The sequence below is a fragment of the Ectopseudomonas composti genome (assembly GCF_900115475.1).
Taxonomy (GTDB): Bacteria; Pseudomonadota; Gammaproteobacteria; order Pseudomonadales; family Pseudomonadaceae; genus Aquipseudomonas; species Aquipseudomonas composti.
Window position 1 is genome coordinate 1 of sequence record NZ_FOWP01000011.1, and the last position, 20927, is coordinate 20927.

The following is a 20927-nucleotide window of genomic DNA, read 5'->3' on the forward strand; positions in this document are numbered from 1 at the left end:
CGAAACTTCCCTCGCGCCGGCGCTGCTCCGGGGGCCGGCTTACAAGGGCCATCCCTGGCCCTTTAAGCCTTTCGCCGCATCCATGCGGCTCACTCCCCTACGCAACACCTCTGCTCGGCCTCCTGAAGGGGACCTAATCGCGAGCTTGCGAAATCTTCAGCAGATCAAAGTCGGTAGCGTCTGGCTTTTGCTCTTTCACCGCGATCTTACAGACGACGCCCAAATCCCCTTCTGGAGGCCGAGTGGAATCACCGTGGAAGGGGTTGAGCGACATGGATGTCGCGAGAGCTGCGATGGGCCAGGGATGGCCCTTCGCAGCGTGCCCCTGGAGTGGTGATGGAGCGAGGGAACCCCGGCGTAGCCGGGGCCGGATGTCGGGGTGCCCTTCTCTTTGGTTACTTTCTCTTGGGCAAGCAAGAGAAAGTGACTCGCCCGTAAGGGGCGAAACCCTTCAGATCAGACGACGCGCTAACGGATAGTGCCAGCACCGGCAGCTAACACTTAATTGCCAGTCCGGTGTCAACCCGCACTTTCCCAAGACTTTGCGAAGAACCAAAAAAACGCCCCCGCAAAGACTGCGGGGGCGGCGCGTTGGGTAAGGTCGTCCTTGAAGCGGGTTACGCGCGATCAACCTTGTGGGGCGTTGTTCCCCGTATTGCTCCAGCCACCACCCAGGGCCTTGTACAGCTCCACTTCGCTGCTGAGTTGGGCCAGGCGGTCGGCGATCAGCTGCTGGCGCACGCTGAACAGCTGACGCTGGGCGTCGAGCAGGGTCAGGTAGCTGTCCACGCCAGTGCGGTAGCGGCGCTCGGCCAGGTCGTAATAGGTCTCGGTGGTTTCCAGCAGGGCGCGCTGGGCGTCCAGTTGCTGGCGGTAGGTGGTGCGCGCTGCCAGGCGGTCGGCGACTTCCTGGAAAGCCACCTGGATGGCTTTCTCGTATTGCGCGACCTGGATATCGCTCTGCAGCTCGGCATAGTCGAGGTTGGCGCGCAGACGCCCGGCGTTGAAGATCGGCAGGCTGATCTGTGGTTGGAACAGCCAGGTGCCCGAGCCGCTGTCGAACAGGCCGGACAACTGGCTGCTGGCGGTGCCGGCATTGGCGGTCAGGCTGATGCTGGGGAAGAACGCCGCGCGTGCCGCGCCGATATTGGCGTTGGCCGCCTTGAGTTGGTACTCGGCCTGGAGCAGGTCGGGGCGACGCTGCAGCAGGTCGGCCGGGAGGCCGGCAGGCACCTGTTCCAATAGTTCGGCATTCAGCGCCAGCCCCTGCGGCAGATCGGCTGGCAGGCCGCTGCCGAGCAACTGAGTCAGGGCGTTGCGATCCTGAGCGACCAGGCGCTGGTACTGCGCGAGGCTGACGCGGGCGCTGTCCACCGCGCTGCGTGCCTGGCTCAGGGCCAGGGCATCAGCGACGCCGACGTCGAAGCTGCGCTGGGTCAGCTGGTAGCTTTCCTCGAAGGTTTTCAGGGTGTCCTGGGTCAGTTGCAGCAGCGCCTGATCCGCCTGCCATTGCAGGTAGGCGTTGGCGACGCTGGCCACCAGGCTGATCTGCGTGCTGCGCGCGGCCTGTTCGGTGGCCAGGTACTGCTGCAGGGCCTGTTCGCTGAGACTGCGGATACGACCGAAGAAGTCCAGCTCCCAGGCATTGACGCCCAGGGTCGCGCTGTACTGGCCGCTGGTGCGGGCTTCGCCGGTCTGGCTCAGGTCGGCTGGCAGGCGCTGGCGGGTGCCGGCACCGTCGGCTGAAACCGAGGGCAGCAGGTCGGCACGCTGAATGCGGTACAGCGCGCGATAGGCTTCGACGTTCAGCGCGGCGACGCGCAGGTCGCGGTTGTTCTCCAGCGCCACCTGCACCAGCTGCTGCAGCGCCGGGTCGCGGAAGAACTCGCGCCATTGCAGGTCGGCCGCGGCGCGGCTGCCTTCGCTGGCGGCGCTGCCGTAAGCCTCGCCCTGCGGCCAGTCGGCGGCCACCGGCGCGTCCGGGCGCTCATAGTCGGGAATCAGGCTGCAGCCGCTGAGCAGAGCGGCGGCCACGGCCAGGGACAACAGGGACTGCCTCATTGCAGTACCTCCTTCTCTTTTTCACTGGCCGGCTCGGGGCGCTTTCTCTCGAACAGCGAGCAGACCACTACGTAGAACAACGGAATCCAGAAGATCGCCAGGATCATCGCGCTGAGCATGCCGCCGATCACCCCGGTGCCGATGGCGTGCTTGCTGCCGGCGCCGGCACCGCTGGCGATGGCCAGCGGCAGACAGCCGAGGATGAACGCCAGCGAGGTCATGATGATCGGGCGCAGACGCATGCGGCAGGCTTCGATGGCCGCCTCGGCGAAGGTCATGCCTTGTTCGTACTGCGCCTTGGCGAACTCGACGATGAGGATCGCGTTACGCGCCGACAAACCGATGGTGGTGAGCAGGCCGACCTTGAAGAACACATCGTTGGACAGCCCACGCAGCTCGGTGAACAGCAGCGCACCGATGATCCCCAGTGGCACCACCAGCATTACCGAGAACGGGATCGACCAGCTCTCGTACAAGGCTGCCAGGCACAGGAACACGACGATGGCCGAGATCACGAACAGTGCAGTGGTCTGCGAGCCAGCCAGGCGCTCCTCGTAGGACAGACCGGTCCAGGAGTAGCCAACGCCCTGCGGCAGTTGCGAGGCGATTTCCTCGACGGCGGCCATGGCATCGCCGGTGCTGTAGCCGGGCGCCGGGGCACCGAGGATTTCCACCGCCGAGACGCCGTTGTAGCGCGCCAGCTTCGGCGCACCGTAGGTCCACTCGCCGCTGGCGAAGGCGCTGAACGGCACCATCCGGCCCTGGTCGTTGCGCACGTACCACTTGTTCAGATCTTCCGGGCTCATGCGTGCGTCGGCTACACCTTGCAGGTACACCTTCTTCACCCGTCCACGGTCGATGAAGTCGTTGACGTAGCTGGCGCCCCAGGCAATCGACAGGGTGCTGTTGATGTCCGACAGCGACAGGCCCAGTGCACGGGCGCGCTCGTCATCGATCAGCAATTGGTACTGCGCTTCGTCACGCAGGCCGTTGGCGCGCACGCTGTCGAGCACCGGGTGCTCGTTGGCCAGTTTGAGGAACTTGTCACGTGCCTCGTTCATCACCTCGTGGCCAACACCCGCCTGATCCTGCAGGAAGAAGTTGAAGCCAGTGGCGTTACCCATCTCCATTACCGCCGGTGGGGCGAAGGCGAACACCATCGCATCGCGGAAGCTGAAGAAGTGCATCTGCGCACGTTGCGCCAGCGAGGCGACGCCATTCTCCGCGCCCGGGCGTTCACCCCAGGGCTTGAGCATGATGAACGCCATACCGGAGCTCTGGCCACGGCCGGCGAAGTTGAAGCCGGTGACGGTGAATACCGATTTGACCGTGCTTGCTTCGTCTTCCAGCAGGTACTGGCGCATTTCATCGACCACCACCTGAGTGCGCTCGGCGCTGGAACCCGATGGCGTTTGCACCTGGGCGAAGAGCACGCCCTGGTCTTCCTCGGGGAGGAAGGCGGTGGGGATGCGGGTGAACATCCACGCCATGATGATGACGATTACCAGGTACAGCAGCAGGTAAGGCGTCTTGCGCTTGAGCATGCCGGCTACGCCGCGCTGATAGGCGCTGCTGCCGCGGTCGAAGGTACGGTTGAACCAGCCGAAGAAGCCGCGCTTGGCCTCGTGGTGATCGCCGTCGATGGGCTTGAGCAGGGTGGCGCACAGCGCCGGCGTGAAGATCAGCGCGACCAGCACCGACAGGCTCATGGCCGAAACGATGGTGATGGAGAACTGCCGGTAGATCACCCCGGTGGAGCCACCGAAGAAGGCCATCGGCAAGAACACCGCGGACAACACCAGGGCGATACCGATCAGCGCGCCCTGGATCTGGCCCATGGACTTGCGTGTCGCTTCCTTCGGCGATAGCCCTTCTTCACGCATCACCCGCTCGACGTTTTCCACCACCACGATGGCGTCGTCCACCAGCAGGCCGATGGCCAACACCATGGCGAACATGGTCAGGGTGTTGATGGAGAAGCCGAACGCCGCCAGGACACCGAAGGTGCCGAGCAGCACCACGGGCACCGCCATGGTCGGAATGATGGTGGCGCGCAGGTTCTGCAGGAACAGGAACATCACCAGGAACACCAGCACGATGGCCTCGAACAGGGTGTGTACCACCCCTTCGATGGAGGCCGAGATCACTGGCGTGGTGTCGTAGGGGAAGACCACTTCCATACCGGCCGGGAAGAATGGCTCCAGACCTTCGATGGTTTCACGTACTGCCTTGGCGGTATCCAGGGCGTTGGCGCCGGTGGCCAGGCGAATCGCCAGGCCGGAGGCCGGCAGGCCATTGAACTGCGCATTGATGGCGTAGTTCTCACCACCCAGCTCGACCTTGGCGATATCGCCCAGGCGCACCTGGGAGCCATCGGCCTGAACCTTGAGCAGGATCTTGCGGAATTCTTCCGGGGTCTGCAGGCGGGTCTTGCCGATGATGGTGGCGTTGAGCTGGTTGCCCGGCGCCGCTGGCAGGCCGCCGAACTGGCCGGAGGAAATCTGCACGTTCTGCGCCTGAATGGCACTGCGCACGTCAACCGGGGTCAGCTGGAAGCTGTTGAGCTTGGCCGGGTCGAGCCAGATGCGCATCGCGTACTGCGCGCCGAATACCTGGAAGTCGCCGACACCCTTGGTCCGCGAGATCGGGTCCTGCAGGTTGGAGACGATGTAGTCCGACAAGTCCTCACGGGTCATGCTGCCGTCTTTCGACACCACGCCGATGACCATCAGGAAGTTGCGCACCGACTTGGTCACGCGGATGCCCTGTTGCTGGACTTCCTGTGGCAGCAGCGGTGTCGCCAGTTGCAGCTTGTTCTGCACCTGAACCTGGGCAATATCCGGGTTCACCCCCTGTTCGAAGGTAACGATGATCTCCATGCTGCCGTCGGAGTTGCTCGACGAGCTAACGTAGCGCAGGCCGTCGATACCGTTGAGCTGCTGCTCGATCACCTGCACCACGGTGTCCTGCACCGTCTGCGCCGAGGCGCCCGGGTAGCTGACCTGGATGGCAACGGCAGGCGGTGCGATGCTTGGGTACTGGTTGATCGGCAGCTTGAGGATGGACAGGCCACCCGCCAGCATGATCACCAGGGCGATCACCCAGGCGAAGATCGGCCGGTCGATAAAGAATCTGGACATTCAGTACTTCTCCGTTAGTCCTGGCCGCTGGCTGGTTCGGCGTCTTGGGCAGGCTGTTCGGTCTTGATGTTGCCGGCCGGCACGGCTTTCACTTCGGCGCCGGGCTGCACGAACTGCAGGCCTTCGGTGATCAGACGGTCGCCTTCTTTCAGGCCGTCCTCCACCAGCCAGGCACTGCCAGCGGTGCGGTCGGCCTTGAGCACGCGCAGTTCAACCTTGTTGTCGGCACCTACCACCATTGCCGTCGGCTCTCCGCGCTGGTTGCGGGTCACGCCCTGCTGCGGAGCGAGGATGGCGTTCTGCCTGACCCCGGAGAGCAGCTCAGCATGCACGAACATGCCCGGCAGCAGCAGATGATCGGGGTTGGGGAACACGGCGCGCAGGGTTACCGAACCGGTGCTTTCATCCACTGCGACTTCGGAGAACTCCAGCGTGCCCTCATGGGCGTATTGGCTGCCGTCTTCCAGTTTCAGGGCGACCTTGGCAGCGCTTTCACTGGCTTTTTGCAGGCGACCATCGGCCAGATCGCGGCGCAGACGCAGCAATTCCTTGCTCGACTGGGTGACGTCGACGTAAATCGGGTCGAGCTGCTGGATGGTGGCCATGGCGTTGGTTTGGCCATTGCTGACCAGCGCCCCTTCGGTCACCGCGGAACGGCCGATGCGACCGCTGATTGGTGCCATCACCTTGGTGTAGCGCAGGTCGATACGTGCCTGCTCCAGTGCAGCGTCAGCCTGCAGGGCCGCAGCGCGGGCTTCGTCATAGGCCTGCTGGCTGACGGCTTTGTCGGCCACCAGCAACTTGTAGCGATCAGCCAGGGACTTGGCCGAAAGCTGGGTGGCCTGTGCGCTCTTGAGCGTAGCTTCGTAGGTGGCCGGGTCGATCTGGTACAGCTGCTGACCCGCCTTGACCTCGCTACCCTCGGTGAACAGGCGCTTCTGGATGATGCCGTTGACCTGTGGGCGGACTTCGGCGATGCGATAGGCGCTGGTACGACCCGGCACTTCGCTGGTCAGCGTGAAGGGTTTGGCCTCGAGAGTGACCACCCCAACTTGCGGGGTTTGCTGGGTCTGTGGGGCGCTGGATTCCTGGCAGCCGGTGAGACTGAGCATTGCCACGGCGATGGCGGAAACCAAGACAGCGAAGGCTGGCTTCGAGTGCATCTGAGAACCTCGTTTTATCGAATCATGGCCCAAGGGGCGAAGGGGACGAAGGCAGGGGAAAAAATCGATGGAGGAATATACTTACGTACGTGAATGTTTGTAAATGCCTAAAGCTGCCTGCATACTCTCGCCCGTCCTTCTTTACCGAAGGGTTACGGTGGCACGAAAGTAGGTGACAGATGGCCAGAAGAACCAAAGAGGAAGCGCAGGCAACGCGGGTGCAGATACTCGATGCTGCCGAGCGGGTGTTCCATGCCCAAGGCGTTTCCCGTGCGTCTCTGGCTGAGGTGGCGAAAGAAGCGGGTGTCAGTCGTGGTGCCATCTATTGGCACTTCGAGAACAAGATAGACCTGTTTCAGGCCATGCTCGAACGCCTGCGCCTGCCGCTCGAAGAGTTGGCGCGTGCCAGCGAGAGTGAAGACGAGCCCGACCCGCTGGGCTGCATGCGCGAATTGCTGATCAAGGCGCTGACGCGGCTGGCCAGTGAGCCGCAGACCCACCGCACCCATGACATCCTGCGTTACAAATGCGAATACACCGGTGAGCTGCTGGGTCTGCGCGAGCGCATGCAGGCGCTTAGCCTGGAGTGCGATCAGCGTATCGCCAAGGCGTTGAGCAATGCGGTCAACAAGGACCAATTGCCGAGCGACCTGGACTGCGCACGCGCGGCTGTCTGTCTGCATGCCTATATGGAAGGCATCGAGGCCAACTGGCTGCTGGTACCCAACTTCGACCTGGCGCAGCAGGCGCCTGTGCTGGTCGATACCGTGCTGGACATGCTGCGCAGCCCGGCGTTGCGCCTGACGCTAGTCAGTCAGGCGTCAGGCGAGAAGTAGGCGAGGGCGAGCCCGATTTTCTTCGGTGCGCACAGCGCACCCTACGGCATTGCAGTTACTCAGCCTGCCTTGAGTTGCGCAGGCCAGTCGGGCAGGTTATGCGGCGCGCGCAGTCGTGCTTCGAGCTTGGCAACGAACTGGCGCGCCTCTTCTTCACCACGAAAGCTCACGCAATGTTGATCCAGGCGAACCTGCCACAGGCGTTCGCCACCCTGATTCTGCGGTTGGACGACAATCTTCATGCTGACCACCTCCTTGAGCTGCGACGAGTCGTCGACGCTGATTGGGGACAGTCAGGATAGTCTGCTTACATGACCTTTTTCTGACGTGGGTCAAAGGGCCGACCAGCGTTAAGAACGCTTTGCGATAAGCAGCGGGATGACGGGGGCGGGATGCAGGATCTGGTGGGCCGGGCGGCGATCCGCTTTAGCCCACCACACGATCTACCACATGCGACCCAGCCCAACATCGGCCTCAAAACCCTTCGAGCACGATCTTGCCCTTGGCCTTGCCGCTTTCCAGCAGCGCATGGGCACGACGCAGGTTGGCTGCATCGATGCGACCGAAATGTTCGCCGAGGGTGGTCTTGAGTACACCGCTGTCGACCAGGTCGGATACCCGCTCCAGCAGGCGGTGCTGCTCGATCATGTCTGCGGTCTGGTACAGCGAACGGGTGAACATCAGCTCCCAGTGCAGCGACAGGCTCTTGCGCTTGAGCTGCATCACGTCCAGCGGTTGCAGTGGGTCATCGATCAGCGCCAGGCGCCCCTGCGGTTCGAGGGACTCGATCAGTTGTGCATAGTGCTGGTCGGTCTGCGTCAGGCTGGCGACATGGGTGACCTGGCCGATGCCGATACGTGCCAGTTCCTCGCTCAACGGCTTGCTGTGATCGATCACATGATGCGCGCCCAGTTCACGGACCCAGGCTTGGGTTTCCGGGCGCGAGGCGGTGCCGATCACGGTCAGGCCGGTCAGGCGGCGCGCCAACTGGGTGAGGATCGAACCGACGCCACCGGCGGCGCCGACGATCAGCAGGCTCTGGCCCTGATCTACCGAACCTTCGGCTACCTGCAGGCGTTCGAACAGCAGTTCCCAGGCGGTAATGGCGGTCAGTGGCAGGGCTGCCGCTTCGGCGAACGACAGGCTGTTCGGCATATGGCCAACGATGCGTTCATCGACCAGATGCAGTTCGCTGTTGGCACCAGCGCGGTCGATGGCGCCGGCATAGAACACCCGGTCGCCGGGCTGGAACAGACTGACTTCGCTGCCCACGGCCTTGACCACGCCGGTGGCATCCCAGCCAAGGACCTTGGCGGCACCATTTTCCGGTGCAACGCCGAGGCGAATCTTGGTATCGACCGGGTTGACCGAGATGGCGCGAACCTCGACCAGCAGATCGCGTGGGCCGGGAGTCGGTGCATCCAGCTGTACGTCCTGCAGGGCTTCGGGATGGTCGGCAGGCAGAGATTGGTAGTAAGCGACGGCTTTCATGGAAATGGTCCTCTTTAGGCAATCAGGCAAGGCGTTGCAGCGGCAGCAGATCGATACCTGCCAGCCGCTCGCCGAATACGTTGGTGAAGTGTAGGAAGTGTGGCGCTGCGCGATGCTGGTCCAATGCCGCGGCGTCGCGCCATTGTTCGATCATCACGAACTGATCTGCATCGACCTGGTTGCGATGCAGCGCGTATTGCAGGCAGCCAGGTTCTGCGCAACTGGCAATGACCAGCTGTTGCAGGCCTGCGGCCACCGCTTCGGCATGCCCTGGCAGGGCTTTGATCGTAGCGATCAGTGTTAGCGCAGTGGTCATGGTTGGCTCCGGTAGTGAGACTGAGGCCATGCTCGTTTATTTGTATGGCGAGAAAAAGCGGCTGGTAATAGAGTCTCTTTCATCAATATTTTGAAAGTGAGCGGTCATGCTGCGTTTCGACGATCTGCAACTTTTCGTGCGTACCGCTGAGACCGGCAGCCTTTCTGCCGCCGCGCGGCTGCTGGATGTGTCGCCGGCCGTGGCCAGTGCCGCACTCAAGCGTCTGGAGCAGCAACTGCAGGTGCGCCTGCTGGCGCGCTCGACACGCAGCCTGCGCCTGACCCCCGAGGGCGAGCTGTACCTGGTGCATGCCCGGCTGGCGTTGCAGAGCCTGGAGGAAGGGCGCCAGCAACTGGTTGGCAGCCAGGAGGGGATTTGCGGTGTGCTGCAGCTGTCGGCACCCTCGGATCTGGGTCGCAACACGCTGCTGCCCTGGCTCGACGCGTTTCAGAGTGAGCATCCGCAATTGCAGCTGCGTCTGCTGCTGGCCGACCGGGTGACCGATCTGTTTCGTGAGCCGGTGGATATCGCCCTGCGCTACGGCGCACCGGAGGATTCCAGTCTGGTGGCGTTGCCGGTGGCGCCGGACAATCGCCGGGTGCTCTGCGCAGCGCCGGCCTACCTCGCCCGGCACGGTTCGCCGCAGAGCGTGGAGGACCTGCATCAGCACAATTGTCTGCTTTATATGCTGCATGGCCGTGTGCATGACCGCTGGCGCTTTCAGGATGGCAAGCGCGAGACGGTGATCAACGTAACTGGTGACCGGGTTTGCGATGACGCCGACGTCACCCGGCGCTGGGCCGTGGCCGGGCAGGGCGTGGTGTACAAATCCTGGCTGGATGTGGCCGAGGACGTGCGTGAGGGACGGCTGCAGGTATTGCTACCCAACTGGTTGGGCGAGTCGACGCCGCTGTATCTGGTCTGCGCGCATCGCGCCCAGTTGAGCAAGGCGGTGCACCTGCTGCGTGAGTTCGTCCAGGTACGTTGTGAGACCTTGCTGGCACCAGCGCCCTGGCGAGGCTGAGCGCCGGCAGTAACGATCAGCGCTCTGCTCTGCTAGACTTCTGCCACAAATGACTGCGGCAACGTACCGCAGTGTCGCGCTGCCATCCTCTGTTTAGAGTCGCGCCCCATGAAACTGGCCCGCAAAGACCGCTCACTGACTGCCTGGTTGCTGTACTTCAGCATCCTGTTCAGTGCGTTCGTCTGCGCGATCAGCCACGGCCAGATGGCCGGCATGCAGCTCAGCGGCCTGGACGGCCAGTACTGCTCGTTCGACGGCAACTTCGGCGCGGGCGCCGACCTCGACGGCTCCGGTATCGTCGCGCCGAACCCGGCCACCGGCTCCAACTGTGCGCTGGCCAGCCTGTTCAGCGCGATCATCCTGGCGGCCTTCTTCGGTCTGCTCGGCTTGCTCGTGGCCGAACGTGTGCGGCCGCTGGCCGCCCTGCACATCCCGCGTCTCGCCCGCTATCGCTGGCCTCCCGCCAATCCCCGCGCTTCTCCCTTCCTGCTTCCTGCGCTCTGAAGTCGCCCGTTCAACCTGGCTTTGAGGCCAGGGCGCGTGCGGGCTTATCGAACAAAAGCCTGGAAGCCTTACATGTTTCGCATGACCACCCTGGCGCTGCTCGCTTGCAGCGCCTCTGTTGCATGGGCGCAAGATGACGCCCTGACGCTGCCTGCCAGCACCGTATCTGGCGTTGCCGCCGAGCCCGACGAGGCCACCGGCATCAACCTGGATAAAACCATCGAGAGCGGCTCGCGCCTCAATCTCAGCGCCCGTGAGAACCCGGCCTCGGTCAGCGTGGCCGACCGCGCGACCATGGAGCGCCTGGGCGTGCGCAACTTCCAGGATGCCGCCAATGCTTTGCCCGGCGTGAATGCGTCGGCGCCACCCGGCTGGGGCGGCTATGTGGCCTATCGCGGCTTCAATGGCGCGCAGATCGGCCAGTTGTTCAATGGCATCAATCTGCAGTACGGCGGTTCGGCACGTCCTGTCGGCGCCTGGATCTACGACCGGGTCGAACTGCTCGGCGGGCCGTCGTCGTTTCTCAATGGCAGCGGTGCGGTCGGTGGCAGCCTGAACTACATCACCAAGTTGGCCAGCCGCGACAAGGACAGCCTGGAAGGGCGCGTCAGTTACTCGCGCTACGACACCTGGGAAACCGCCATCGGCGTCAATCAGGCGCTTAACCAGGGCGACGGGCCGCGCCATTACGCGCGCCTGGATTACAGCCGCACCCACACCAACGGCTATATCGACCGCCAGGAGAACGGGGCCGGCAACCTGGCCTTTTCCCTGCTCAGCGACATCAATGACCAGCTTTCCCACACCCTGGCCATCGAGTACCTGGAAGAGCAGGAAGACAGCCCGTACTGGGGCTCGCCCGTGTTGCAGCCACTGAGCGGCAAGCTGCGTATCGACAAGCACAACCGCTTCAACAACTACAACGTCGAGGACGGTCGCTACGAGCAACGCACGCGCTGGTTGCGCTCGATCACCGACTACCGCTTCGATGACGCCACCCAGCTGCGCAACACCTTCTACCACTACAAGGGCCAGCGCGATTACCGCAACCTCGAGCGTTATCGCTACAACGCTGACAACACCCTGGTGACCCGCTCTGCCGCCTACCGGCAGCGTCATGATCAGGAGGTCAATGGCGACCGCTTCGAGTTGACCCATGCCGGCGATCTGTTTGGCCTGGCGAGCGACTGGGCCTTCGGCCTGGAGTACAGCCGTAACCAGCAGACCAACTACCCGCTGTCGATCTCGGCGAACTTCGATACGGTCGACCCCAACGGTTTCGACCCAGGCGAGTTTCTTGACATCCCCGGCATGGGCGCCCCGCGTACAAAGGGCCGCAGCACCTGGACCGACACTTCTTCGGCCTTCGTCGAGAACCGTACCCGCCTGACCGAGCGCCTGGCGCTGATCACCGCGCTGCGTTACGACCATATCGACTTCGAGGTGACCGAGCACGCGACTCGCGTCGAGCTGGATCGCCGCTGGGATGCCTTCACCGGGCGGGTCGGCCTGGTCTATGACCTGACCGATGCCCTCAGCCTCTACACCCAATACAGCACCTCGGCCGAGCCGCCAGGTGGCACGCTGACCAGCGCCTCGGTCGCCCAGGTCGCCGATTTCGACCTGAGCACCGGGCGCCAGGTGGAAGTGGGCAGCAAGTTCGACTTCCTCGATGGGCGCGGCTCGGCGACAGCGGCGGCCTATCGCATCGTGCGCAAGAACATCTCGGTGCCATCTTCCTCTGTGCCGAACACCACCGAGCAGGCCGGGCAGCAGACCTCCACCGGTGTTGAATTGGCCGCCTCGTTCAAGATCACCCCGCAGTTGCTGGCCGCCGGTAACGTCGCCTGGGTACGTGCCGAGTACGACGAGTTCAACGAAAACGTCGGTGGTGTGGCGGTATCGCGCAAGGGCAAGAACCCGGTGAATATCCCCGAGCGCGTGGCCAACCTCTGGCTGACCTATGACGTCACGCCGGACTGGCAGGTGGGGGCCGATGCGCGTTATGTCTCCTCGGTCTACGCCAATACCGCCAACACCATGTGGGTGCCGTCGTACACGGTCTACGGGCTGTTCCTCAAGCACGACCTGGATGCCCACACCGAACTGAGCGCGCGGCTGCGCAACCTCACCGACGAGACCTACGCGCGCTTCATCCACCAGAGCAACACTCAGTACTACCTGGGTGAGCCACGCAGCCTGGAAGTGGCTGTGCAGTGGCGTTACTGATGGCCTTGAAGCGGCAGCTGTACCTCTGGCATCGCTGGCTGGGTATCGGCCTGTGCCTGCTGATGGCACTGTGGTTCGTCTCCGGGGTGGTGATGCTGTATGTCGGCTACCCCAAGCTGACCAGCAGCGAACGCCTCGGGCATCTGCCGGCGCTGCCCGCGACCTGCTGCGCCGAGGTGCCGGCGCAATGGGCGCAGCTGCCGTTGCAGCGGCTGCGCCTGAGCAGCCTGGGCGGCCAGCCGTTCTATCTGCTGGAGCTGGCCGACGGGCGCCGCGTGACCCTCGATGCGCGCAGCGGTGAACCACTGGAGCTGGCCGACGAAGCCTGGGCGCTGACTGGCGCCCGGCAATATGCCGGTGACGTGCCCCTGCGTTATCGCGGCCAGTTCGAGGAGGATGTCTGGACGCATTCGCGTGCGCTGGATGCCGAGCGTCCCCTGCACCTGGTCGAGTTGGGCGATGCCGAGCGTACCTGGCTCTACCTGTCCGGCAGGACCGGCGAAGTGGTGCGCGACGCCAGCCTGCAGGAGCGGCGCTGGAACTGGCTGGGTGCCTGGCTGCACTGGCTTTATCCGCTGCGCGGTGGCTTCGGATTCGACAACGGTTGGCGCGTACTGGTGATCGGCCTGTCTCTGCTGGGCACGGCCATGGCCGTGCTGGGCATGGTGGTTGGCGTGATGCGCTGGCGTTTTCGCCGGCCCTATCGCAACGGCTCGCGCAGCCCGTACTCGGCAGGCTGGTGGCGTTGGCACCATATTGGCGGCCTGCTGTTCGGTGTCGTGCTGGTGGCGTGGATTTTCAGTGGCTTGATGTCCATGCGGCCCTGGGGCACCACCGACAGCCGTTCGCGCCTCGACGCGGCGCTGATGCAGGGCGGCGAGTTGCGCGCTGCGGATATCTCGCTTTCCGTCAGCCGTGCATTGCAGCTGCTGCGTTCGGAGCTGGATGTGGTCGAGCTGGAATGGCGTCGCCTGGATGGCAGCACCTATCTGGTGGCGCGCGATGCGAGCGGTGCAAGCCGCCTGTTGTACGGCGCGACCTTGCTGCGTCAATTGCCCCGTGAGCAACTGCTCGATACGGCTCGCCTCATGGCGCCGGATATGGCGCTGCAAAGCGAGTGGCTGGAGCGCTTCGATTCCTACTACTTCGCCCGTGATGCACAGAGCATGTACGGCTTTCAGAACCGTCCGCTGCCGGTGCTGCGGGTGCGCTTCGATGACCCGGAGCAAACCTGGGTCTACCTCGACCCCGCCAGCGGCGAGATGGTCGCACGGCATGATCAGCGCCAGCGCGTTGGCCGCTGGCTATTCAACCTGCTGCACAGCTGGGACTGGCAGCCGCTGCTGGAACGTCCGCTGCTGCGCGAAGCCCTGATCATCGCCTTCAGCCTTGGCGGCCTGGTGATCTGCCTCAGTGGCACGGTGCTGGGTTGGCGACGTTTGCGTCGTGGGCGAGTACCGAAGCACAGAAGCGCGCTCCTGCGAAACGCAGGAAGGCCGCTATGAACCCCTTTCATGACACCCCTGATGGAGGCACCTGCCATGCGTGAGTCCACCTCGTTCTACAACTTGGCCTGGCGCTGGCATTTCTATGCCGGGCTGTTCGTCATCCCGTTCATGATCCTGCTGTCGGTTACCGGGATCATCTACCTGTTCAAGCCGCAGCTCGATGCGTGGATGTACGCCGACCTGATGCAGGTGCCGGTCGCCGAGCAGCGCCTCAGCGCCGATCAGCAACTGGCCATCGTCCGCGAAGCCTACCCGCAGGCGGCGGTCAGCAAATACCTGCCGCCTATTGCGCAGGATCGCAGTGCGCAGTTCGTGATCAATCAGGACGGCCAGGAGTTGAACCTGTTCGTCGATCCCTACAACGGCAGCCTGCTCGGCAGCCAGGATGCGCTGTGGAACCTGCAGGCCGTGGTGCGCAAGCTGCACGGTGATCTGCTGATCGGTACCGTCGGTGACCGGCTGATCGAACTGGCCGCCGGCTGGGGCATCGTCTTGGTGGTGTCCGGCCTGTACCTGTGGTGGCCGCGCGGCCGCAGCGGGGCAGGGGTGTTGTGGCCGCGTGTGAACGCACGGGGGCGCTTGTTGTGGCGCGATCTGCATGCGGTCACTGGTTTCTGGGGCAGCGCATTGCTGCTGTTCATGCTGCTCACCGGCATGACCTGGACGGGCTACTGGGGCGCGCAGTTCGCCGGTGCCTGGAATCACTTTCCGGCCGCCATGTGGGATGACGTACCCAAGTCCGGCCAACTGACCGGCAGTCTCAACAGCAGCAGCCAGCAAACCGTGGCCTGGGCGGTGGAAGTCACGCCGCTGCCGGCGTCCGACCCACATGCCGCACATCAGGGCCATGCCGGGCATCAGGCGCCGGCTGCCTCCGTCAGCCTGCTGCAGCAGGTGGTCGAGAGCGCTGCCGAGCGCGGTGTCCAGCCCGGCTACAGCATCAGCTTGCCGAAAGGCGAGCAGGGCGTTTACACCGTCGCGTTGTTCGCCGATGACCCGCGCAACGATGCCACGCTGCATTTCGACCAATACAGCGGCGCGGTGCTCGCCGACGTGCGCTGGAAGGACTACGGCCCGGTGGCGAAAACCGTGGAAACCGGGGTGATGCTGCACGAAGGCAAGCTGTTCGGCCTGGCCAACCAGTTGCTGATGGCGGCGGTCTGCCTGCTGATCATCTTCAGCTCCGTCAGCGGCCTGGTGCTGTGGTGGAAGCGCCGCCCGGCCGGACGCTTCGGCGTGCCCCCGCTGCGCCACGACCTGCCGCGCTGGAAGACCGCCATCGGCGTGATGATCGTGCTCGGCTTGATCTTCCCGCTGGTCGGCGCTTCGCTGTTGCTGATCTTCGCGTTCGACTGGTTGCTCGCGCGCTACCGCCAACTACGGCCATCAGCCCAGCCGCAGGCATGAATGAACAGATTGATCGTCGTAAGACGTTGTACGCTCGACCCATGATTCGATTCCAAACCAGGAGGCAACACCCATGACCCTGAAGAAAACCCTGCTCGGCCTTACCCTGCTGCTGCCTACGCTGTTGGTGCAGGCCCACGAGTACGAGGCAGGCCAGTTGCATATCGACCATCCCTGGTCGCGCGAAATGCCGCCGGTGGCGCCGACTGCCGCCGCTTATTTCGTTATCCACAACAAGGGCAGCGAAGCCGACCGCCTGCTCAGTGTCAGCACACCGGTGGCCGGTAAGGCCGAACTGCACGAACACGTACATGCCGATGGTGTGATGAAGATGCAGCAGGTGCAGGACGTGGCCATCCCGGCTGGTGGCGAGGTGAAGTTCGAGCCCATGGGCTATCACGTCATGCTGTTCAACCTGAAGCAGCAGGCCAAGGACGGTGAGCGCTTCCCGCTGATCCTGGACTTCGAGAAAGCCGGCAAGGTCGAGGTCGAAGTTGCGGTGCAGAAGGATGCGCCGGCGGGGCATGATCATGCTGCCGGTCATGACGCAGGCAAGCACCAGCACTGATGATGTTCACGGCACGCAGACGAACCTTCGCTGCCCAGCTTGGGCTGCTGGCGTTCGTCCTTATCGTTCTGGCGCCCCTGGCGTCGCAACTGCGTGCCGAGCCGGCTGACTGGCACTGGCTGAGCGAACTCAGCTGTCATGATGGGGCCGGTAGTGTGCCGGCCCCAACGGGTAGCTCCAACCCAGTGTTGCAGGTGGATGCCTGCGGCTACTGTTCGCTGTTCTCGCATTGCCCTGTGCTGGCCGACACTTACTCGCTGGCTGCGAGCCGCCTGGAGTCGTCTCGCGACGTCGCCCTGGCGTTACCGGCGCACCCGCTGCCGGGTGCCCACTTTCCCCATGCGTTGCCACGCGCTCCGCCCATGCGCAACTGAAGTCAGCACTCCCATGAGGCCGTTACCAAGCCTCTTCGCAAATCGACTTTGCAGGTATCCGCATGTCCGCTTCCTTCGTTTCGGGCGCTGCTTCTGTGCGCTCTCGTTTTCCCCTGTCCGCCCTGGCCGTCGCCTGTGGCCTGTGCTCCATGCCTGCGTTGCAGGCCGCCGAGGAGCATGTACACGAACTGCCGCCCACGGTGATCACGGCAATTCAGCAAAGCTCGCCGCTGACCGTGGTGGCCGACCCCAAGGACCCACGCCAGCCGGTGCCGGCCAGTGATGCGGCGGATTATCTGAAGACCATTCCCGGTTTCTCCGCGATTCGCAGTGGCGGCAGCAACAGTGATCCGGTGCTGCGCGGGTTGTTCGGCTCGCGCCTGCTGCTGCTCACCGATGGCGGGCAGATGATCGGCGCCTGCCCCGGGCGGATGGACGCGCCCAGCTCCTACATCGCGCCGGAAACCTTCGATCTGCTGACCGTCACCAAGGGGCCGCAAACCGTGATCTGGGGGCCGGGTGCTTCGGCTGGGGTGGTGCGTTTCGACCGCGAGCCGGAGCGTTTCGGCGAGCTGGGCGCGCGCCTGCATGCCAGCGTGCTGGCGGGTTCCAATGGTCGCTTCGACCGCCTGATCGACGGCGCTGTCGGCGGTGAGCAGGGCTACCTGCGGGTGATGGGCAACCGCTCGCAGTCGGACGATTACGACAATGGTGATGGCGACACCATCGCCTCGCGCTGGGACAAATGGAACGGCGATGTGGCCCTAGGCTGGACGCCGGATGCCGATACCCTGATCGAACTCAGCGCCGGCCGTGGCGATGGCGAGGCGCGCTACGGCGGCCGCAGTATGGACGGTACCCAGTTCAAGCGCGAAAGCCTCGGCCTGCGTATCGAACGCAGCAACCTCGGTGGCGTGCTGGATAAGGTCGAGGCCAAGGTCTACTACAACTACGCCGACCACGTGATGGACAACTTCCGTCTGCGCATGCCTGATCCGACCAGCATGATGGCTGGGCCGATGGCGGCGCAGGTCGACCGTCGTACCCTCGGTGCGCGCCTGGCCGCGACCTGGAAGTGGGACGATGTCGAGCTGATCACCGGCGTCGATGCGCAGCGTAGCGAACACCGCCAACGCAGCTCCAGCGGCGGCATGATGGGCATGCCCTACGTCGACGCCGACCGCTTCCCCTGGGACAAGGACGCGCTGATGCACAACTACGGTGTGTTCGCCGAAGCCACCTGGAGCCTGGCCGAGCGTGATCGGCTGATCTCCGGTGCACGCCTGGATCGCGCCTTGGCCAAGGATTACCGGCACAACCTCAGCGACATGATGGGTATGTCGACGCCCAACCCGACGGCGGGCGAGACCCGTGCCGATACCCTGCCCAGCGGTTTCGTGCGTTACGAGCATGACCTGTCCGGCTCGCCGACCACTGTCTACGCCGGTCTCGGCCACGTGCAGCGCTTCCCAGACTACTGGGAGCTGTTCTCCGCCGGCCTCAATGGCCCGGCTGGCGCGGATAACGCCTTCGATGGCATCAAGCCGGAGAAGACCACTCAGCTCGATATCGGCATCCAGTACCAGAACGACAAGCTGCAGGCCTGGGCCTCGGCCTATGTCGGTCAGATTCGCGACTACATCCTGTTCGACTACCGTGGCATGAGCACGCAGGCCGACAACGTCGATGCGCGCATCATGGGCGGCGAGCTGGGCGTGGCCTATGCCTTCGATTCCAACTGGAAGGCCGACGCGACCCTGGCCTACGCCTGGGGCAAGAACAGCTCGGATGGTGAAGCACTGCCGCAGATGCCGCCGCTGGAAGCGCGCCTGGGGCTGACCTACCAGCGCGACGACTGGAGCGTCGGCGCCCTGTGGCGTGTGGTCGACGGTCAGGGCCGCACCGCCGAAGGGCGCGGCAATGTGGTGGGGCAGGACTTCGCTGACAGCGCCGGCTTCGGCGTGCTCTCGCTCAATGGCGCCTACCGCGTGAGCAAGCAGGTCAAGCTCAGCGCCGGTGTGGATAACCTGCTCGACAAGAACTACGCCGAGCACCTCAACCTGGCCGGCGACGCGGGCTTCGGCTTCCCGGCCGAGACCCGCATCGACGAGCCGGGCCGTACCCTCTGGGCCAAGGTCGATTTCGACTTCTGAGAACCTGAGGGTTTGCGCGGCTGGGCGGGGTTACCCTCATCGCCTGGCCGCCGTATCCTGCCACTTTGTCCTGCCTTGGATGCGGTTCATGAGTGGCGCACGCGACACCTTCCCTTTGCCGGAGGACTTACGGGTCTTCCTCACCGTGATTCGCAAGAAGAGCTTCGCGGCAGCCGCCGAGGAGCTTGGCTTGTCTCCCGCTTACGTCAGCAAGCGCATTCAGGTTCTCGAAGCGACCCTGGCTACGCGCCTGCTGCATCGCACCACCCGGCGCGTTGCATTGACCGAGGATGGCGAGCGAACCCAGCGTTGGGCGCTGCGCATTCTCGCCGATGTGGACGAGCTGTTCGATGAGCTGTCCGTAGCCCGGCAGACGCCGCGAGGTCTGTTGCGCATCAGCAGTAGCCTGGGCTTCGGTCGTACTCATCTGGCGCCGGCACTGGCGCAGATGATCGAGCTTTACCCGGAGCTTAACGTTCGTCTCGAACTGTTCGACCGGGTGGTGGATATCGTTGCCGAAGGGATCGATCTGGAGATTCTCGTCGGTGACGACTTACCAGGGCAGTGCATCGGCAGGCGGCTGGCGGATAACAACCGCGTGTTGTGCGCCTCCCCGGCCTACCTGCAGCGTCACGGTTGCCCGCAGGAGCTGGAGGATCTGCGCTCCCACGATTGTCTGGTGATCAAGGAGCGCGATTACCCGTTCGGCATCTGGCACCTGGAGCGGCAGGGGCAGGCGCATGCGGTGCGAGTCGACGGGCCTCTGTCCTCCAACAGTGGTGAAGTGGTGCTGGCCTGGGCGCTGGCTGATCGCGGCATCATGCTGCGCTCGCAATGGGAAGTGCAGCCGCTGCTGAGCAGTGGTGCGCTAGTACAGGTGCTGCCGGAGTATCGCCAGAGCGCCAATGTCTGGGCCGTATACCCGACCCGGCTGGCGCATTCGGCCAGGTTGCGTGCCTGCGTGGAGTTTCTCGAGCAATACATGGCTGCGCAACCGGTATTTGGCCACGATTCATGAAGGGCGCCGCCACGCTTTGCGCCTTAGTGGGCTGTGCCGCGCGGCCTAGCATGTAGGCTCCCCATTACAAGAAAGGAGACTCTCCTCATGTTCGCGTCCTTCGAGACAGGCCAGTGCCAGGTCAATGGCACACGCATTCACTATCGCAAGGGCGGCAGCGGTCAGGCGCTGTTGCTGCTGCATGGTCACCCGCAGACCCATGCGATGTGGCACAAGGTCGCCGAACCTCTGGCCAAGCACTTCACGGTGGTGGCGGCAGATTTGCGTGGTTATGGCGACAGCGCAAAGCCGGCAGGTGGTGAACGGCACGAGGCTTACAGCAAGCGGCAAATGGCGCTGGACATGCTGGAGCTGATGACGGCGCTCGGCTTCTCTCGCTTCGATGTGCTGGCACATGACCGCGGCGCACGCGTCGCCCATCGCCTGGCGCAGGATCATCCCGAAGCGGTGAAGCATCTGATCGCGCTGGATATCGCACCGACACTGGCCATGTACGAGCAGACCAGCGAGGAGTTCGCCCGTGCCTACTGGCACTGGTTCTTCCTGATCCGCCCGGCGCCGCTGCCGGAAACCCTGATCGAGGCCAACCCGGAGTTGTATCTGCGTAGCGTGATGGGCGCGCGTAGCGCCGGGATGAAGCCCTTCACCGAGGAAGCGTTGGCCGAGTATCTGCGTTGCCTGAGCCTGCCGGGAACTGCCCATGGCTTGTGTGAGGACTACCGCGCCAGCGCCGGCATCGACCTGGAGCATGATCGCGCCGATGTGCAGGCCGAGCGCAAGCTGAGCGTTCCGTTACTGGTGTTGTGGGGTGCGGAGGGTACCGTTGGGCGCTGCTTCGACCCGTTGCAGGAGTGGCGCCGTGTGGCAGTGGACGTGCGTGGCAAGGCGCTGCCCTGCGGGCACTACATTGCCGAAGAAGTGCCGCAAGCGCTGCTCGAAGAAGTGCTGGGTTTTCTCTACGCCTGAACGAAGCCCCTGCGGCGTAAGTGCCGTAGGGGTTTTCGCACAGTTTGGGGAAAGTGCGGGTTGGCACTGGACTGGCAAGTTTGTGTGCAGCGCTATTTATCTCCGGGCCAAGATCATTGGCGTGTCGATCTTTCGTCTTGGTTTCGCCCCTCACGGGCGAGTTACTTTC

General features: G+C 63.9%; 17 protein-coding genes. 11 read left to right on the top strand and 6 right to left on the bottom strand.

Features of this window, described 5'->3' with window-relative positions:
- Positions 1 to 627: 627 nt before the first annotated feature.
- The 3 genes from adeC to BM059_RS18330 are packed head-to-tail and all read right to left on the bottom strand — an operon-like array spanning position 628 to position 6364.
- Entirely contained in the window at positions 628 to 2061 is a 1434-nt protein-coding gene (adeC, locus tag BM059_RS18320; protein ID WP_074940811.1) for an AdeC/AdeK/OprM family multidrug efflux complex outer membrane factor, read from the bottom strand.
- On the bottom strand, positions 2058 to 5201 hold the full coding sequence (locus BM059_RS18325) for an efflux RND transporter permease subunit (protein ID WP_074940813.1): 3144 nt from the start codon (positions 5199 to 5201) through the stop codon (positions 2058 to 2060). The genes adeC and BM059_RS18325 overlap by 4 nt, the downstream gene beginning before the upstream one ends.
- Before the next feature lie 14 nt (positions 5202 to 5215).
- Positions 5216 to 6364, bottom strand: coding sequence for an efflux RND transporter periplasmic adaptor subunit (locus BM059_RS18330; protein ID WP_036998173.1), 1149 nt, complete (start codon positions 6362 to 6364; stop codon positions 5216 to 5218).
- 179 nt (positions 6365 to 6543) lie between these two features.
- On the opposite strand from BM059_RS18330, the gene BM059_RS18335 reads away from it, so the two are divergent.
- Positions 6544 to 7200, top strand: coding sequence for a TetR family transcriptional regulator (locus BM059_RS18335; RefSeq protein ID WP_074940815.1), 657 nt, complete (start codon positions 6544 to 6546; stop codon positions 7198 to 7200).
- A gap of 59 nt (positions 7201 to 7259) precedes the next feature.
- Here the strand turns inward: BM059_RS18335 and BM059_RS18340 are convergent, their stop codons facing one another.
- From BM059_RS18340 to BM059_RS18350, 3 genes are all read right to left on the bottom strand, one after another.
- Positions 7260 to 7442, bottom strand: coding sequence for a hypothetical protein (locus tag BM059_RS18340; RefSeq protein ID WP_074940817.1), 183 nt, complete (start codon positions 7440 to 7442; stop codon positions 7260 to 7262).
- A gap of 232 nt (positions 7443 to 7674) precedes the next feature.
- A complete protein-coding gene (locus BM059_RS18345; protein WP_074940819.1) occupies positions 7675 to 8691 on the bottom strand; it encodes a zinc-binding alcohol dehydrogenase family protein in 1017 nt (338 codons plus the stop codon).
- A 22-nt stretch (positions 8692 to 8713) separates the two neighbouring features.
- Positions 8714 to 9007 carry a putative quinol monooxygenase gene (locus tag BM059_RS18350; protein WP_036998169.1) on the bottom strand — a complete coding sequence of 98 codons (294 nt, stop codon included), beginning with the start codon at positions 9005 to 9007 and terminating at the stop codon, positions 8714 to 8716.
- 106 nt (positions 9008 to 9113) lie between these two features.
- On the opposite strand from BM059_RS18350, the gene BM059_RS18355 reads away from it, so the two are divergent.
- The 10 genes from BM059_RS18355 (at position 9114) to BM059_RS18400 (ending at position 20758) form a co-directional block, all read left to right on the top strand.
- Entirely contained in the window at positions 9114 to 10031 is a 918-nt protein-coding gene (locus tag BM059_RS18355; protein WP_036998168.1) for a LysR family transcriptional regulator, read from the top strand.
- A gap of 108 nt (positions 10032 to 10139) precedes the next feature.
- A complete protein-coding gene (locus tag BM059_RS18360; protein WP_036998167.1) occupies positions 10140 to 10535 on the top strand; it encodes a DUF2946 domain-containing protein in 396 nt (131 codons plus the stop codon).
- 72 nt (positions 10536 to 10607) lie between these two features.
- A complete protein-coding gene (locus BM059_RS18365) occupies positions 10608 to 12764 on the top strand; it encodes a TonB-dependent receptor (protein WP_074940821.1) in 2157 nt (718 codons plus the stop codon).
- A 5-nt stretch (positions 12765 to 12769) separates the two neighbouring features.
- Positions 12770 to 14269, top strand: a complete 1500-nt coding sequence (locus tag BM059_RS18370) for a PepSY domain-containing protein (RefSeq protein ID WP_074940951.1) — start codon at positions 12770 to 12772, stop codon at positions 14267 to 14269.
- Positions 14270 to 14305: 36 nt separating this feature from the next.
- Positions 14306 to 15679 (top strand): PepSY-associated TM helix domain-containing protein, encoded by a 1374-nt coding sequence (locus BM059_RS18375; protein ID WP_074940823.1) that lies wholly within the window; start codon positions 14306 to 14308, stop codon positions 15677 to 15679.
- Between the two features lie 73 nt (positions 15680 to 15752).
- A complete protein-coding gene (locus BM059_RS18380; protein WP_074940825.1) occupies positions 15753 to 16247 on the top strand; it encodes a copper chaperone PCu(A)C in 495 nt (164 codons plus the stop codon).
- The gene (locus BM059_RS18385; protein WP_074940827.1) at positions 16247 to 16621 is read left to right on the top strand and encodes a DUF2946 domain-containing protein; all 375 of its coding nucleotides are present in this window, start codon (positions 16247 to 16249) and stop codon (positions 16619 to 16621) included. The genes BM059_RS18380 and BM059_RS18385 overlap by 1 nt, the downstream gene beginning before the upstream one ends.
- 62 nt (positions 16622 to 16683) lie before the next feature.
- On the top strand, positions 16684 to 18774 hold the full coding sequence (locus BM059_RS18390; RefSeq protein WP_074940829.1) for a TonB-dependent copper receptor: 2091 nt from the start codon (positions 16684 to 16686) through the stop codon (positions 18772 to 18774).
- A gap of 88 nt (positions 18775 to 18862) precedes the next feature.
- The gene (locus tag BM059_RS18395; RefSeq protein WP_051563871.1) at positions 18863 to 19792 is read left to right on the top strand and encodes a LysR substrate-binding domain-containing protein; all 930 of its coding nucleotides are present in this window, start codon (positions 18863 to 18865) and stop codon (positions 19790 to 19792) included.
- An 87-nt stretch (positions 19793 to 19879) separates the two neighbouring features.
- A complete protein-coding gene (locus BM059_RS18400) occupies positions 19880 to 20758 on the top strand; it encodes an alpha/beta fold hydrolase (protein ID WP_074940831.1) in 879 nt (292 codons plus the stop codon).
- Positions 20759 to 20927 lie beyond the last annotated feature (169 nt).

Coding starts and splice junctions, on each gene's coding strand:
- BM059_RS18395 (WP_051563871.1), top strand. CDS start 18,863: ATGAGTGGCGCACGCGACACCTTCCCTTTGCCGGAGGACTTACGGGTC.
- BM059_RS18355 (WP_036998168.1), top strand. CDS start 9,114: ATGCTGCGTTTCGACGATCTGCAACTTTTCGTGCGTACCGCTGAGACC.
- BM059_RS18325 (WP_074940813.1), bottom strand. CDS start 5,201: ATGTCCAGATTCTTTATCGACCGGCCGATCTTCGCCTGGGTGATCGCC.
- BM059_RS18345 (WP_074940819.1), bottom strand. CDS start 8,691: ATGAAAGCCGTCGCTTACTACCAATCTCTGCCTGCCGACCATCCCGAA.
- BM059_RS18340 (WP_074940817.1), bottom strand. CDS start 7,442: ATGAAGATTGTCGTCCAACCGCAGAATCAGGGTGGCGAACGCCTGTGG.
- BM059_RS18330 (WP_036998173.1), bottom strand. CDS start 6,364: ATGCACTCGAAGCCAGCCTTCGCTGTCTTGGTTTCCGCCATCGCCGTG.
- adeC (WP_074940811.1), bottom strand. CDS start 2,061: ATGAGGCAGTCCCTGTTGTCCCTGGCCGTGGCCGCCGCTCTGCTCAGC.
- BM059_RS18385 (WP_074940827.1), top strand. CDS start 16,247: ATGATGTTCACGGCACGCAGACGAACCTTCGCTGCCCAGCTTGGGCTG.
- BM059_RS18375 (WP_074940823.1), top strand. CDS start 14,306: ATGCGTGAGTCCACCTCGTTCTACAACTTGGCCTGGCGCTGGCATTTC.
- BM059_RS18360 (WP_036998167.1), top strand. CDS start 10,140: ATGAAACTGGCCCGCAAAGACCGCTCACTGACTGCCTGGTTGCTGTAC.
- BM059_RS18400 (WP_074940831.1), top strand. CDS start 19,880: ATGTTCGCGTCCTTCGAGACAGGCCAGTGCCAGGTCAATGGCACACGC.
- BM059_RS18380 (WP_074940825.1), top strand. CDS start 15,753: ATGACCCTGAAGAAAACCCTGCTCGGCCTTACCCTGCTGCTGCCTACG.
- BM059_RS18390 (WP_074940829.1), top strand. CDS start 16,684: ATGTCCGCTTCCTTCGTTTCGGGCGCTGCTTCTGTGCGCTCTCGTTTT.
- BM059_RS18350 (WP_036998169.1), bottom strand. CDS start 9,007: ATGACCACTGCGCTAACACTGATCGCTACGATCAAAGCCCTGCCAGGG.
- BM059_RS18335 (WP_074940815.1), top strand. CDS start 6,544: ATGGCCAGAAGAACCAAAGAGGAAGCGCAGGCAACGCGGGTGCAGATA.
- BM059_RS18365 (WP_074940821.1), top strand. CDS start 10,608: ATGTTTCGCATGACCACCCTGGCGCTGCTCGCTTGCAGCGCCTCTGTT.